14 protein-coding genes are annotated in these 15,044 nt (G+C 56.4%); 2 read left to right on the top strand and 12 right to left on the bottom strand.

All coding sequences use genetic code 11. The features are described from left to right. Positions 1–5 precede the first annotated feature (5 nt). A complete protein-coding gene (locus GO013_RS08190) occupies positions 6–1,295 on the bottom strand; it encodes a phenylacetate--CoA ligase (protein WP_163810007.1) in 1,290 nt (429 codons plus the stop codon). A 130-nt stretch (positions 1,296–1,425) separates the two neighbouring features. On the opposite strand from GO013_RS08190, the gene GO013_RS08185 reads away from it, so the two are divergent. Then, positions 1,426–2,208: an A24 family peptidase gene (locus tag GO013_RS08185; RefSeq protein ID WP_163810006.1), complete on the top strand. Its 783-nt coding sequence runs from the start codon at positions 1,426–1,428 to the stop codon at positions 2,206–2,208. Next, the gene (locus GO013_RS08180) at positions 2,205–3,209 is read left to right on the top strand and encodes a hypothetical protein (RefSeq protein WP_163810005.1); all 1,005 of its coding nucleotides are present in this window, start codon (positions 2,205–2,207) and stop codon (positions 3,207–3,209) included. The genes GO013_RS08185 and GO013_RS08180 overlap by 4 nt, the downstream gene beginning before the upstream one ends. Positions 3,210–3,386: 177 nt before the next feature. On the opposite strand, the gene GO013_RS08175 is transcribed toward GO013_RS08180, so the two are convergent. From GO013_RS08175 to pheA, 11 genes are all read right to left on the bottom strand, one after another. Further along, a complete protein-coding gene (locus GO013_RS08175) occupies positions 3,387–4,970 on the bottom strand; it encodes a glycosyltransferase family 39 protein (RefSeq protein ID WP_163810004.1) in 1,584 nt (527 codons plus the stop codon). Between the two features lie 198 nt (positions 4,971–5,168). Further along, entirely contained in the window at positions 5,169–5,930 is a 762-nt protein-coding gene (gene trpA / locus GO013_RS08170) for a tryptophan synthase subunit alpha (protein WP_163810003.1), read from the bottom strand. Positions 5,931–6,044: 114 nt separating this feature from the next. Next, on the bottom strand, positions 6,045–7,208 hold the full coding sequence (gene trpB, locus GO013_RS08165) for a tryptophan synthase subunit beta (protein WP_163810002.1): 1,164 nt from the start codon (positions 7,206–7,208) through the stop codon (positions 6,045–6,047). Continuing rightward, positions 7,205–7,834 carry a phosphoribosylanthranilate isomerase gene (locus GO013_RS08160; protein WP_343219548.1) on the bottom strand — a complete coding sequence of 210 codons (630 nt, stop codon included), beginning with the start codon at positions 7,832–7,834 and terminating at the stop codon, positions 7,205–7,207. Before GO013_RS08160 ends, trpB begins: the two co-directional genes overlap by 4 nt. After that, positions 7,834–8,604: an indole-3-glycerol-phosphate synthase gene (locus tag GO013_RS08155; protein ID WP_163810001.1), complete on the bottom strand. Its 771-nt coding sequence runs from the start codon at positions 8,602–8,604 to the stop codon at positions 7,834–7,836. Before GO013_RS08155 ends, GO013_RS08160 begins: the two co-directional genes overlap by 1 nt. After that, entirely contained in the window at positions 8,594–9,601 is a 1,008-nt protein-coding gene (gene trpD, locus GO013_RS08150) for an anthranilate phosphoribosyltransferase (RefSeq protein ID WP_163809999.1), read from the bottom strand. The genes GO013_RS08155 and trpD overlap by 11 nt, the downstream gene beginning before the upstream one ends. A gap of 4 nt (positions 9,602–9,605) precedes the next feature. Next, entirely contained in the window at positions 9,606–10,178 is a 573-nt protein-coding gene (locus tag GO013_RS08145) for an aminodeoxychorismate/anthranilate synthase component II (protein WP_163809997.1), read from the bottom strand. After that, a complete protein-coding gene (locus GO013_RS08140; protein WP_163809996.1) occupies positions 10,159–11,628 on the bottom strand; it encodes an anthranilate synthase component I family protein in 1,470 nt (489 codons plus the stop codon). The genes GO013_RS08145 and GO013_RS08140 overlap by 20 nt, the downstream gene beginning before the upstream one ends. Positions 11,629–11,821: 193 nt before the next feature. Beyond that, positions 11,822–12,592 (bottom strand): prephenate dehydrogenase/arogenate dehydrogenase family protein, encoded by a 771-nt coding sequence (locus GO013_RS08135; RefSeq protein ID WP_163809995.1) that lies wholly within the window; start codon positions 12,590–12,592, stop codon positions 11,822–11,824. 4 nt (positions 12,593–12,596) lie between these two features. Then, a complete protein-coding gene (aroA, locus tag GO013_RS08130; RefSeq protein ID WP_163809993.1) occupies positions 12,597–13,937 on the bottom strand; it encodes a 3-phosphoshikimate 1-carboxyvinyltransferase in 1,341 nt (446 codons plus the stop codon). Further along, complete coding sequence (pheA, locus tag GO013_RS08125) at positions 13,934–15,034, bottom strand: prephenate dehydratase (protein WP_163809991.1); 1,101 nt, start codon at positions 15,032–15,034, stop codon at positions 13,934–13,936. The genes aroA and pheA overlap by 4 nt, the downstream gene beginning before the upstream one ends. Positions 15,035–15,044 lie beyond the last annotated feature (10 nt).

Raw genomic sequence — 15,044 nt, 5'->3', positions numbered from 1 at the left:
ATACCCTATGCCTCGCCGCGTTCGTCCTGCACTCGTTTGGCCTTGGCAAAACTGCGCGGCAATTCGCCCGGATTGAGGATACGGACTTCGCTGCGGACCAGAATGTGCTTGCGGATTTCCGAGGCCAACCGTTTGGCGAGGGAGTCGGAATCGGCAACCCGTGCTTCGGGCGTGCGTTCCACGTCAACGGCCATGTGATCCAATCCGTCACGGCGTGTCAGGGAAATCTTGTATTCGGCAGACAGGTCGTTGAACTCTTCGAGGACAGCACCGATCTGACCTGGATAGATGTTGACGCCCCGGAAGATGAACATGTCGTCGGAGCGGCCCATGATCTTGTCGATACGCGGCATGGTTACGCCACAGGCGCATTGACCGGGAAGACTGCGGGTCAGGTCGTGGGTCCGGTATCGGATGAGCGGAGCCGCTTCTTTTTGTAATGAGGTGACGACCATTTCTCCCACTTCGCCCGGTGCAACGGGTTTGAGGGTTTCCGGGTCCAAGATTTCCAGAATGAATCGGTCCGCCCAATAATGGATGCCATCATGAGCCTGACATTCCAGCCCCGCTCCCGGACCGTAGAGTTCGGTCATGCCGATGATGTCGAAACTGTCTTCCAGTCCGAGCGCGTCTTCGAATTGGCGACGCATTTTCGGGGTGTGGGCTTCGGCTCCGAAGATCGCTTTTTTCAGGGCGATTTGTTCGAAAAGTCCCTGCTTCTGGACTTCTTCACCCATGAGCAACGCCATGGATGCCGTGGAACACAGGCAGGTGGATTTCAGGTCGGTCAGCATCTGGAGTTGGATTTCCAACAATCCCGGACCAACGGGCAGGGTCATTGCGCCGAACCGTTCACAGCCGTGCTGGAACCCGGCTCCCGCTGTCCATAATCCATAGCCGACACAGATTTGGACACGATCTTCGGTGGTCAGGCCTGCCAGTTCATAGCAACGGGCAAACATGTCCTGCCACAGGTCGATGTCGTTTTGGGTATAGGCGAGAATCTTGCGTTTGCCCGTGGTGCCGCTGGAGCCGTGGATACGCACGACATCTGATTCGGGGACCGAAAGCAGGGGCAGGGGATATCCGTCTTTCAGGTCATCCGCTGTGGTGAACGGGAGTTTCTGGAGATCGTCCAGCGATGTGATATCGCCTGGTTCCAGGCCAATCTTATCGAATTGGGCGCGGTAAAAAGGGCTGTTCTTATAGGTGTGGGCCGTTGTCCATTGCAAGCCTTTGCTTTGAATGTCGGCAATCTCTTCTTCTGTCAGGTTCGGAATGAAACGATGGTCCATTGGTGGCTCCCTTGATGCGTTCGTCGGGCATTCCTTGTGTCGGACTGCAAAATTCGGTAGTCCTCGAAATGCTGCTTACGCAGTATTCATGCAGTAAAAATGGCAACTCTTCAAGTGCCGAAGGGCGTATATGGATGTAATCCCTCACTGGTTTTTCTTTGTGGCCGCTGGAATCCTTGGTTTGGAACTGGGCGGAATCGCCTCGATTTTCATCCAACGATGGATCGATGAAGTTCCGATTCTCAAACCGGGACGGTCTCGGTGTCCGTCCTGCCTGCACAAACTCGGCCTGACGGAAACCATTCCGCTAGTGAGTTTCTTGTGGCTCAAGGGCCGGTGTCGTCATTGCAATGCCGCCATCGGTGCTCAATACCTGCTGGTCGAGCTTGCCTGTATGGCCTGGTCCATTGCCGTGGCGTATCGGTTCGGCTTATCGCCTGAATGGGGCGTGTATTTGGTGCTCGGCGTCATGCTCATTGTCGGGAGCCTCATTGATATCGAAACTTTTTTGCTCCCGGATCGGGTGACGCTTGGTGGGACCTGTCTGGCGTTGGTGGCCAGTTTCTTTCTGGAGAACGGAGTGGATTGGCAGCGTGCATTTCTTGGCGCGGCCATGGGGGCTGGTCTCTTTTGGGTGTTGCAGCAGGGGTACCGGCTGATGCGTGGTCAGGAGGGATTGGGAACCGGAGACATCAAGCTGATGGCCATGATTGGTGCCATGGTCGGTGTGGGCGGCTTGCCCCTGACCCTGTTTGTTGGCTCATTCACCGGAGCTATCGCCAGTCTTTTCTATACCTTTTCTTCTGGAAAGGACGGCATTCATGGCAAAGTGCCGTATGGGCCGTTTCTCAGTCTCGGATGTATGGTAACTGTGCTGTACGGTTCGGACATCATGGCCTGGTGGAAAGTATGAACCGTTTGATCGTTTTTTGGGTGTGTCTTGTGACAGGAAGTCTGTTAGGGATACAGCCTGTTTTTGCTGCGGGTCCTTCTGTGTTGGAGGAATGGGACTGGACCGAAGGCCGTGCTGTTTCCGAAGAAAATCAGGTGAAGTTGTTTGCTGCTGCGAACCCATCCAAGGAACCAGAGTATTTTATTCTCGAAAATCCTGAAGACAAAGAGAGAGTTTCTGTTGAACCCTCGACGCGGGTGTTGCCTTTATGGGGAGAGGAAGCTCGAGCACAGGGGTATACGCTTCCGTTGCCGTTTGGGTTGAGTCTGACCAGTTTGGTGCAACGACAAGAACCGAAAATTACGGATTTGAAGTTCGGATTTGGTACTCCTTCAGCCAGGCCGGGAATCACTCTTGACGGTTCTGAAGTCATCAGTGCGACCATGTTGGCCAGGGCGGATGTCTGGCTGTTTCCCTTCATGAATGTCTATGGTTTTGGTGGGGTGATTGCCGGTCATGCCGATCTTGATATCAACGTGAACGGGTTTACGCTCGGTGGTGTTGCCGTGGACGATTTTCAGTTGAATATCGAGAGTGATTATACTGGATATACCGGCGGTATTGGGGTGACGTTTGCCGGTGGGTACAAACAGTATTTCGGCTCGGTCGATATGAACATGGCCCGGACACAACTCGATTTTCTCGACGGGGAAATAGAAACATATACCGTGACCCCGCGAGTGGGGATACTGGTGGATTCAGAACAGTATGGCAAAGGCAACGTCTGGGCCGGAGTCATGTATCTCAACTTGGAAGAACGGCTGCATGGCTCGATTGAAACCTCTATTCTACCCGGTCCTGGGACTCGGAGTTTTGACTATGATTTGATTTTTACCACCAAGGAAGCGTATTCTGTTCTTGTAGGTGGCATGTGGGAGTTTTCCGAGAAAACACAGGCTTTGGTCGAAGTGAGTTATGGTGGCCGTACCAGCTTGACGGGACAATTCATGTATCGATTCTAGTGGAAGAGGTGTGTCTTTTGGGAATTTTTTTTTTGAGGCACCGTTTTTTCAGAAATTTGACAAGGAGGAAATGGTGCCTTGCGGTTGAATACGTGGTGGAAGAAGTTCTGTATAAAAACCAGGCTGTGCCTTTAAAAGAAAAGGCACAGCCTGGTTTTTTGTGATTTTGATGGGGCTTTAATATTCGCCGAGTCCGTTTTGTGGCCAATAGCCATTGAACCCCTTGCAGATGAGAATGGTGAATTTTCGGGCTGGCTGGCCGTTGAATCGGGACTGATAGAAAATGGGTTCACTGACAGAATCGAACATGTTTTTGAGTTCGGGAACGGCCCCTGAACGGAAGCGTTTACGGACCATGATGGCATCCCATCCCAGTTGACCATTGGTCGCTGGATCGGGCCAGAGGTCGTATTGATTCATGCGTCGGGAATCGGTCCACGGACAATAGGTGATCGGTTGGCCCGGAATGTAGAATGCGAGTTCCGAGGTGAAACCGTAGTTGTCACTCATGGCAAAGACTTTTTCGGGATCGTCGAATTCAGTTTGGGTCAACTGTGCGATATGTGTCCCGAGATCATTCCACCCTTTGAGTCGGTGGGTGGGATTCAGGCTGTCCGGTATTGGCAGGACCGGGGTGATATAGATCAGGGCGGTCAAGCCAATGGCGGTCAGGCTGAGGATGAGTCGGCCTCGGGTTTTGCGACGAGGCGCGTGCCACCAAGTATCCAGTGCCATGCCTGCGAGCAGGGCCCCGGCCATGAAGGCCACGGCGGTCCAGTTGGCTTCGACTTTCGAGAACAGGGCCTTGCCGGTGATGATCGCCCAGAGCGGCCAGAAAAAGAGCACGGATTGCAAGTCGCGGCGGTAGTCCGCATCGAATGCGCCAATGGGACCGACACAGGATTTCGCCAGCGCGCTTCCACTGCCCATGAGGATGAAGACAAACCACCATGGAGCCAGCAGGCCGATCTGTGCGCCGAGCATTTCCAGAAATGGCATGAAGCGGAATGCGAACTCCCGGCCCACGCCGGAAGAGAGTTTGGCAACGTGTTTGTATGCCACCCAGTCGTTGTGCAGGTTCCAGAGGATGATGGGTGTCAGTCCGATCACGGTTCCCACAAGGGATGCCAGGAAAAAGCGTCCCCAGAATCGCGACGGCATTTGACCGCGCATCTGAAGAATCAGGGCATAGATCACCGCCAACGCCAGAAAGGTGAGCATCATGTATTTGGCGAGGATGCCCACGGCCATGCACAGTCCCAGAATGAGGAATGGCCAGTGTGACGGTGTGCGGTCCGGGGCGTTGCGCGTGGCTGCGGCCAGTGCGAAAAAGGCCACGGTCCAGCAGAAAATCAGGGGATTGTCCGTGGTGGCGAGGATGCCCAGTCCGTTGAGCAACGGCATGGTCGAGGCCACGAGCAGGACAAAGATGGCCATGGAATATTCTTTCCAGACCCGTGAAACGCCAATGTACAGGGCGGCCTGAATACCGGCCATGCCGAGGATGGAACCGAAGCGCACCCCCAGTTCCGTATTGCCGAAGACATTGGTCCAGGTCGCGATCATCCAGGCGATGAGCGGTCCTTTTGAATAATAGGACAACTGCGGGCGTCTGATCCAATCCCAGTATTGGGCTTCGTCCTGAACCAGATTCAGTTGACCGGAATCGACAAACCAGTAGCGGACGGCAAAGGAGATGACGATGATCATCAGGGCAAGGACGTCACGCGTGGGTGTATATGTATTGTGGGGCGAATTCATTGTGCTGATGAGGTATAATAAATGAAGGGCAGTTGGCAAGGCCGAACCCGTTTGGCCCCGGGCTTTGCTTTGAGTGGCGGTTTCTCTTGGGGGCTTTGGAAGAACATTCTTTGTTTGTGACGGGAAACGGTGTGGTGAGGACAGAACAAGGGGGAAACCTCTGTGCAGAGATTTCCCCCACTGGATGTGTAACGGTTTTTATGCCCAGGGCTGCATGAATTCAGCACTTGATTTGCCGGATTCGATGTGACTGATGAGGGCGGAACCGAACACGGCGGCGTCCATCAGTCCGTCAAATCGGGCGAGTTGGGCGGGATTTTCAATGCCGAAGCCAAGGGCGATCGGGATGTCGAAGACCGCTTTGGCTTCTGCGAGTTTTTCTTTGATACGGTCGGGCAGGGCCTTCTGCTGGCCCGTGGTGCCGAGGACGGAGACGAAATAGCAGAATCCCGAGGCGTTTTCGGCGTAGAGTTGCATCCGTTCCCGGCTCGTGTTCAGTCCGATCAGGGGCACCAGGGCCACACCGTGCGGTTCGATGGCGTCCTTGACGAATTGGGACTCCTCGTGCGGGATATCGGCGAGAATCAATCCAGATATTCCGGCGGCTTCACAGTCCGCACCAAAGGCCTCCAGTCCGTATTGATAGACCGGGTTCAGATAGCCCATGAGCAGGAGCGCGGCATTGAATTGTCCTTTGCGCGCCTTGAGTTCCGTAAAAATCCAGTTGAGATCGATGCCGTCAGCCAAGCTGCGAAGCGAGGCCTTTTCCACCACCGGACCGTCGGCTACTGGATCGGAAAAGGGCATCCCGATTTCAATGACGGCGGCTCCGGCCTTGTCCAGTGCCTCCAGTTCCTTCCAGAATTGTTCCCGGTTCGGAAATCCGGCGGGAAGGAAGGGGATGAGTCCGACTTTGCCGTGTTGGGTTGCATCGTTTATTTTCATGTGCATATGATTCATATTCTTGCTCCATTCACAGGCTGCACGCGGCTCATGAAGCCGTCGTGTGCCAGAAAAAGTTCGAAGGGGTGCCGTTGTCCCGTCGCTGAGCGGGAGGCCGGGCTGCCCGTATTTTTATAAAATGCGGTCGAGGATACCGAGATCCTTGTCGCCACGTCCTGACAGATTTACGAGCACGGATTGGCCTTTGAGGGCGTCCTTGTTCTCGATGGCATAGGCCACGGCGTGGGAGGATTCCAACGCCGGAATGATGCCTTCACGGCGGGACAGGGTCACGAACGCATTCAGGGCCTGATTGTCGTTGATCGTGACGTATTGGGCGCGACCAATGTCCTGCAAATGGGCGTGTTCCGGGCCGACGCCGGGATAATCCAGCCCCGGGGCCACGGAATGTGAGGGCATGATCTGTCCTGCGTCCGTCTGCAACAACTTGGTTTTCATGCCGTGCAATACGCCGCTTGAACCGAGATTGAGCGGCGCGGAGTTGTCACACCCGGGTTCGCCGGTTCCAGCGGCTTCCACGCCGATCAGTTTGACAGAGGCATCCGGCACGAAATGGTGGAACATGCCGATGGCGTTGGACCCGCCGCCCACACAGGCCACGACCACGTCTGGCAGTGCGCCGTCGGTGCGGTCCATGAATTGCTGACGGGCTTCTTTGGAAATGACCTGCTGGAATTCGCGGACCAGTTCCGGGAAGGGATGGGGACCGGCGGCCGTGCCAAAACAGTAATGGGTGTTTTCCTGGTCGGCCAACCAGCGGCGCATGGCCTCGTTGATGGCATCCTTGAGGGTCCGGGTGCCGGATTCAACGGCCACGATTTCCGCGCCCATGAGTCGCATCCGGTTGACATTGGGGGCTTGGCGCACGACATCTTCCGCGCCCATGTAGATGACGGCTTTCATGTCGAGCATGGCTGCGGCCACAGTGGTCGCCACGCCGTGCATTCCCGCGCCGGTCTCTGCCAGCAGGACTTCTTTGCCCATCATTTTGGCGAGCAATCCCTGTCCGAGGGTATTATTGATCTTGTGCGCGCCCGAATGATTCAGATCCTCGCGTTTGAGCCACAGGTCCAGACCGAGGTCTTCTGACATGTGACGGCAATATGTCAGGGCCGAGGGGCGGCCAACGTTTTCCTTGAGCATCTGGATGAACCGTGTCTGGAATTCCTCGGAAGGGAGGATGGTCTGCATGGCTTCTTCCAGTTCTATGAGCGGTGGCATGAGCAGTTCCGGGATGAACTGTCCGCCAAAATCGCCAAAATATCCTTTTTTCATTCTGTGTCCTCAGCGAGAATCGTCAGGATTTCTCGCAGTTTTGATGCGTCCTTGATACCCGGACGGCTCTCCACGCCGGAGTTGATGTCCACTCCGGGAGAATTGAGGGTCAGGGCCTCCTTGATATTGTGCGGTGCAAGTCCGCCAGCAAGGAACCAAGGTGTATGTATTTCAATATCTTGCAGAGTCTTAAAATCAATAGTCGTGCCGGTGCCACCCTGGCCTGTTCTGCCTGCGTCCAAAAGGAAATGGCCGCAGACTTCTGCGTATCGGTCCAACGCGCGGAGCAGATCGTCGGATGAGGCGTAGGCCTCGGGCCAAAAGACCCGAATGACCCGGTCCGGTCCGATTTTCCAGCACGCGTCCATGTCGTGTCCGCCATGCAGTTGGGCTGCATGGAGACCGCAGCGATCCATGGTCTCGATGATTTCGTCTGCTGTTTGGTCAACGAAAACACCGACCTTGGTGACCTTGCCCGTTTTGACCGAGGCCACGAAATCGGGATCGGCCTGTCGAGGGCTTTTGGGATGGAAGATGAATCCGAGCAGGTCCACGCCGAGATCGACGCAGAGCTCGACATCCTCCATGCGGGTCATGCCGCAGACTTTGACCAGGGGGCGTGACACTAGCGTGCTCCAGTCAACTCGGCGAGGGTTTCGCCAGGATTGTCCGCTTCCATGAGACAGGTGCCGATGAGGATGGCGTCGAAACCGAGTTCGGCCATTTCCTCGACCTGTGCCCGTTTCGACACGCCGCTGGCACAAATCCAGTGTTCACCATCACGTTTTTGCGTGATGAAGTTCCGGCTTTGGTCCAGCGAAGTTTCGAGGGTGTCCAGATTGCGGTTGTTGACTTGGATGATGTCGGCACCGGCTGCACGGGCCATGTCGAGGTCCGCCTGGTCGAATATTTCGACCACGGGACTCAGGCCGGGCATCCGTGCCAGTTCCACCAATTGCGTCAGGTGGGTGGCGTCTTCGCACATGCGGGCGATGAGCAGCACGGCAGAGGCCGGGCTGGACGCGGTCATGGCCACCTGGAGCGGATCAAAGATGAAATCCTTGCGCAACAAGGGGATACCGGGTTGGCTCATCATGAACAGATAGTCCGGGGTGCCGCCGAAGTAGTGGGGTTCCGTGAGGACGGAGATGGCCGCCGCACCGTTGTCCGCGTAGATATCTGCGAAATCCAGTGGGTTGGCATTTTCACGTAAGACACCTTTGCTGGGGCTGGCCGGTTTGAATTCGGCGATGATCGCCCCGGGACCCTTGGCTGTGATGGCGTCCACAAAAGACGGACGATCGCCCTGATAGACGGCAGGCACACGGCCTTCCATGAAGTCCTTGCGGAGGGATTCGATTTCAAGTTGCTTTGCTTCTCTGAATTTATTCAACATACGGAATTCCTTTTGTGAGTCCGGTGTATACGGTGTCTCGGGCCAGTTCGGCACATTCGGCCATGGTCCCCTTGTCCAGTAGGTGCAAGCACCCTGCCAGATTCAGGGCGACCATGTCCATCATGGCAGGGGGACCATCTCCCGCGAGTATCTCCTTGATTTTGACCACTGCGTCTTCCTTGCTGGTGACCACCACGTCTCTGGGATCATGGGGTTTGAAGCCGAGCTGTTGCGCGTTGACCGAGGTCTTTTCCATCACGCCGTCGTGGATGATGTACCCTCGGTTGACGCCCCAGGTGGTCAGCTCGTCAAATCCCCCGGCCCCGGAAAAGAGCAGTGCCCTGTTCACGCCGGTCAGCAGCAGGGTTTCACCCATGAGTCGCAATCGTTCAGGATCGCCAACGCCCATGAGTTGATGTGAGGGACGGGCCGGATTGAGCAACGGTCCCATGAAGTTGAACAGGGTCCGGATGCCGAGTTGTTGGCGCACGGGCATGACGTGTTTGAAAGCCGGGTGATAGGCCGGGGCGAACAGGAAGGCGAAGTGGTGTTTCTCCATGCCTTCAGCAGCCTGCTCCGGGGTCAGGCCCAGTGGAATGCCGAGGGCTTCGAGCGCATCGGCAGAGCCACAGGAGGACGACAGGGCGCGGTTGCCGTGTTTGGCGACCGTGTATCCCATATCCGCCAGAAATAATGACACTGCCGTGGAGTTGTTGAAACTGCATTGTCCGTCGCCGCCTGTGCCACAGGTATCCATCACGGGCTCTTCGCGGGTGCCGTCAAAACCGGGAATCTTGATGGCATGGGCCACACCGGCACGCACTCCGGCTGCCAGATCTGTGGAGTCTTCGCCCTTGACGCGCAGCCCCATCAGAAAGGCACCGGTTTGGGCCTCGGTCATGGAGCCTGACATCAGTGCGGTAAACATGAAGTCGGCCTGGGCATCGGTCAGCGGTTTTCGTTGGGCGATGATTTCGAGTATTTCAGGAATGGTCATATCGTTATCCTTGTATATTCAGAAAGTTCTGGAGCAATTTCGGGCCGTCCGGGGTGAGAATGGATTCCGGGTGAAACTGGACGCCGTGCCATGGACGGTCCGTGTATTGGAGTCCCATGATTTCCCCTTGGCGGGTTCGGGCCGTAACGGTAAGCATGTCCGGGGCCTTTTCTGCCGGGACCACGAGCGAATGGTATCGACAGACCTCGAACGGCGAGTCCAGCCCGGCGAAGACGCCTTGGCCGTCATGGACGACCTGCGAGGTCTTGCCGTGCATGATACGGGCTGCTCGTTGAACGGGTGCTCCGGCAAAATGACCGAGGGTCTGGTGTCCGAGGCAGACGCCGAAGACCGGCACTGTTTTGGGCAGTCGGGCCAGAAATTCCAGACAGAATCCTGCGTTTTCCGGCGTGCTGGGACCGGGCGACAGACAGACGCGTTCAAGCGTGCCGCTGGTGGCCAGATCGAGTATTTCGTCCCGGTCATTGCGAATGACCGTGGGGTCGGCCCCGAGCTGCTGGAAGGCCTGCACCAGATTGAAGGTGAAGGAATCGAAATTATCGATCAGCAAAAACATCGGTGCCTCCCTTGCCGGAAATGACTTCCAGCATCACACGCGCCTTGTTGTGACATTCAATCCATTCTGATTCCGGGTCGGAATCATGGACGATACCGGCTCCGGCTTGCCAATGGCACAGACCGTCTCGAATCCACATGGAGCGAATGGTGATGCCGGTATCCAGTGACACTTCGCCGTCGTCCAATCCCATCCAGCCGATGCAGCCGCCGTATGGCCCGCGTTCTTGCGGTTCGAGGTCGGCGATGATTTCCATGGCACGGATTTTCGGGGCACCGGACAAAGTTCCGGCAGGGAAGGTGGATTGGAGGACATCCACGCCGTCCAGTCCGTCTTTGAGCGTTCCTTCCACATAGGATGTGAGGTGCATGACATGGGAGAACCGTTCGACATTCATGAATTTTTCGACAGACACCGTGCCGGGTTTGGCAATGCGTCCAAGGTCGTTGCGGCCCAGATCGACGAGCATGACGTGTTCGGCCCGTTCCTTGGGATCGGCCAGCAGTTCCTTTTCCAGTCGGCGGTCTTCCTTTTCGGTTTCGCCTCTGTGGCGTGTTCCGGCAATGGGGCGGACTTCGAGTTGTCCTGCCGTGCTTCGGACCAGCAATTCGGGCGATGATCCCAGCAGGGTGGTCCCGCGTGTTTTTCCCATGGACAGGGAGTCCGGGAATTTCATGTAGAACATGAACGGTGAGGGATTGGCCTGTCTGAGACGGCGATATATTTTGAAGGGTTCATCCGGTAACGGCACGGTGAACCGGGTGGACAACACCACCTGAATGCATTCGCCCTGCGCGATGAGGTCCTTGCAGTGGTTGACGCTCCGCAGATATGCGTCCTTGCCCGGGTGAACCGTGGGCATCCCGACCTCGGGAGCGGTCAAGTCCGCACCCCATTGAACCGGAGCGGGCATGGGGGTCGCGCCTTTGTCGAGGCTCAGATAGCAGCAGGAGTGGCGCAGGTGGTCGAACAGGACCATCTGACCGGGGAGGACCAGACAGGCTTCGGCGTCTTCGGGCTTGCAACACTGCGTGAGTTTGCGTTCGAACATTCCGGCCACACCGTAGCCGAAATAGCCGTACAGCCCACGAGTCAACCCGGGGAGTCCATCCCGTCCGATAGCCGTGGATGTATCGCCCGAGGTCTCCTGCGTGATTGAGAGGTATTGGACGGCTTTTTTGAGGCCGGACAGGTAGTCCATGCCGCTGAGTTCCTTGAGTGGAGCGAGCCGGTCGTCGGTGGTTTCGACCACGAGTTTGCCGTCCACGGGAAAGAGCATGAGCCGATAGTCCCAGGCGAGCAGACTGTATCGACCAAGGCGACCATCCACCTCTGCTGATTCCAGCAGAATACCGGGTTGGTCACCTACCAGTCCCATGTAGAGGGAGATGGTGGTCTGGACGTCAGCCGGGAGCCATTTCCCGTACTGCGTCAGTGAAATTGTATTCATCATGTTTCCTTGTTGGGTATGATGCCGTTAATGTAACGGGCGGGGAATGACATCCCATCCCTTGATCTTCTTACGGTTTTCATATGTCTTTCACGTCTTGTTCATTGTGTGCTCCTTTATGAAAAAGGCCGTCCCCTGTGTGGGTGCGGCCTTGGTGTTGTTCGATTCCAAGTTACGGCAAAAGCCGCACCATTTATGGTGTTTCGTGATGCCACCACCACTGTGCCCGGTCTGCGAGCAGATCGAGATCGCCACCGGCGGCCAGGCTGAGATACGCCATGAATTTGCGGTTGACTTCCTGAAGGAACGGATTGGATTCCGAAATGGTTTCAAAAAGTTCCGTATCCTGCGTGAGCATCTTGTGCGCCGAGTCGAGGCGACGTTTGAACGAGGGGGTGATGAAATTATCGATGCCGTCCACGTCTCGGGCTGCGGCCAGAAAGGCCACGGTTGACGTGAAGTTCAATCCCTGGACAAAGGCCATGGCCCGGTCGTGTTCTTCGGCTGTTGTCGAAAAACATTCATAGCCGCAGGATTGCATGAGCCGGGAGACTGCGGAGGCAGCGTCGCGGTCAGTTTCTCGGCCCGGGGCAATGGCGATTCTGGGAGTGAATTCATCCGGAAGAATCGGTCCGAACAGTGGATGTGTCCCCACAACCGGTCCCTGATATCGTCGGATCATGGTTTTCATGGGATGGATTTTGACCGAACCGACATCACAGAGAATGGTGCGTCCATTCAGGTGTGGTGTCATGTGGTCCAAGACGGAATCCATGGCCGTGACCGGCACACTGAGCAACAGCATGTCGCAATCGGTCAGTGCTTCGCGGATTGCAGCTTTGGAAAAGGGGCGATCAAGGGGCACGACGTCGCACCCCTGATCGGTAAAAGCCTGTGAAAAGACCTGCCCCATCTGGCCGCTGGCGCCCACGATGGCGAGTGTCTGTATTGCTGGTTCGGTCATGACCTTATCCGATGATCTTTTTCCATTCGTCCCAGAAGCCGGGGAATGATTTGTTGACGCAGCCGGGGTTGTCCAGAATGACGTCAATGCCACCCAGTTGGAACAGGGACATGGCCATGGCCATGCGATGATCCCCATAGGTGTCGAAATTGATGCAGTGGCCGTTTGGCACCCGGCTGGGCCGAATGATGAGCGAATCATCCACTATTTCCGTTTGGGTCTGGGTTCTGGATATTTCCAGTGCGCAGGCCTTCAGTCGATCGGTTTCCTTGAGTCGCAGATGGGCCACATTGGTGATGGTGGTCGGTGTGGACGCGAACGCCGCGACCGTGGCAACCGTGGGCACTAGGTCCGGGCAGCGGCCCATGTCCACGGTGATGCCGTGCAGGGAACCGGGTTCCACGAGAATGCCGTCAAAAGAGACTTTGATGGACGCGCCCATTTGACTGAGAATGTCCATGATGGCCCGGTCACCTTGCAATGAGTCCGCCGCCAGCCCCTTGATGAGAACAGGGCGTCTGCCAATGGCCCCGGCGGCCAGGAAATAGCTGGCGTTGGACCAGTCGCCTTCCACCTGATAATCCGTTGAATCATACCCGGTGGGTTTGACGATGAATCGGATGGTGCCCGGTGTGACGGCCTTGACGGACCGCCATGGGACGGACTCCCACTGTTTGCCGTCCTTGATCTGGACGTCAAACCCGGCCTTGAAATCTTCCATGATCCGAAGGGTCAGGGCCACATATGGCCAGGAAACCGCTTTCTTGCCGGTGACGGTAATGGTGGTTTCGTGGGAGGCCAGTGGTGCGCCCAAAAGTAGGCCGGACAGATATTGACTGCTTTCTTCCAGTGAAATTTCGACTTTTTTCCCGGTGTATCCCTTGCAGGTCATGACAAAGGGAAGGTGACCGTCCTTTTCCTTGAATTCAAAGGAGGCACCGAGCTTTTTGAGGGCCTTGACCAGTTCGGCCATGGGGCGTTCGTGCATACGGGGGGCACCATGAACCAGGAAGGTTCCGTGTCCGGCAGCAGCCACGGCGGTCATCAGACGGCAGGTGGTCCCGGATTCGTGCATGAACAGTTCGTGCGGCGCGTCTTTCTTGTGTTTGCGGTCGGCATTGCCCCCCTTGGGACCGGATTCCATGCCCGAGACAACGAGATTCCCCGCCTTTTCCGCGATGGTCGCGCCGCAGGCCGTGAGGCAGTCGCGCGTGCGGGTGATGTCGTCGGAGTCGAGCACAGAGGATATTTCCGAAACCCGGTTGGCCAATGCGGCCGCGATAAGAGTTCGGTGAGAGAGTGATTTGCTGGCCGGGGCATTGATGATGATCGGTTCCTTGCTCATGATCTGTTCTCCTGGGTGGGGTATGTGCCGAGGACGCGCAGTGTATGGCACTGCTGGCGAATTGCTTCGAGCACGTCTTGGTGTCTGTCTCCGCTCAAATCACATTCGAGATCGGTGAAAAAGACATATTTCCATTTTTCTCCCTTGAACGGGCGGGATTCAAGCTTGGTCATGTTGATTCCCTGTAGGGCCAGCGTCGTCAGGACCCGGGCCAATGCGCCGGGTTTGTCCGGCAGCGTGAAAAGAATGGTGGTCTTGTCGCGTTGGTCTTCCAGCGAAGGGGCCGCGCCGATAATCAGGAATCGGGTCCAGTTGTCGGGTTGGTCCTCGATGGATTGGGCCAGAATGTTCATGGCGTGCATATCCGCCAGCTTGGCATGACCGATGACCGCAGCGGTCTGTTTCCCTGCCACGACTTCGGCGGCTTCGGCGGTGGATTCCATAGGGATGGTCGGTACCTCGGGCAGATGGGTGCGGAGCCAGTCCCGGCATTGTCCCAACGGTTGAGGGTGCGAGTAGATGACCTCCACGTCATTGAGTGATTCGACTTTGGACATGATGGAATGACTGATTCGGCTGAAGACTTCGGCCTGGATATAGACCTTGTATTTCATGAACAGGTCCACCACCTGACCGATGGTGCCTTCAATGGTGTTTTCCAGCGGAATGACACCGAGTTCCGCGCCTTCTTCGGCAACGGCCCGAAAAATATCCTCGAAATTCGTTTTTGGGGTCAAGGCAGCGGCACTGCCCATGTGTTCGATGGCTGCGAAATAGGAAAACGTGCCTTCTGGACCAAGATAGACCACGCGCTCGGGGCGTTGCAGGTGGCGGGATGAACTCATGATTTCACGATAGATGGTACGCAGGTGCTTGTCCGGCAGTGGTCCGGGACTGGAGCCTGCGATCTTGTTCATGACTTCCTGTTCACGGAACGGCTTGTAAATCGGTTCGCCCCGGGACGCCTTGTATCGCCCCACGCCAAGGCTCAGGTCGGCCCGTTGGTTCAGGAGATCCACGATCTGGCGATCTACGGAATCGATTGATTGCCGTAGTTCGCCGAGGTCCGGGATATTCGTGTTGTCTGTGCCTTTCATGTCTTTCTCC

The sequence above is a fragment of the Pseudodesulfovibrio sp. JC047 genome (assembly GCF_010468615.1).
Lineage (GTDB): Bacteria > Desulfobacterota > Desulfovibrionia > Desulfovibrionales > Desulfovibrionaceae > Pseudodesulfovibrio.
Note: the sequence above shows the minus strand (reverse complement) of the source record. Positions and strands in the feature narration are given on the sequence as shown.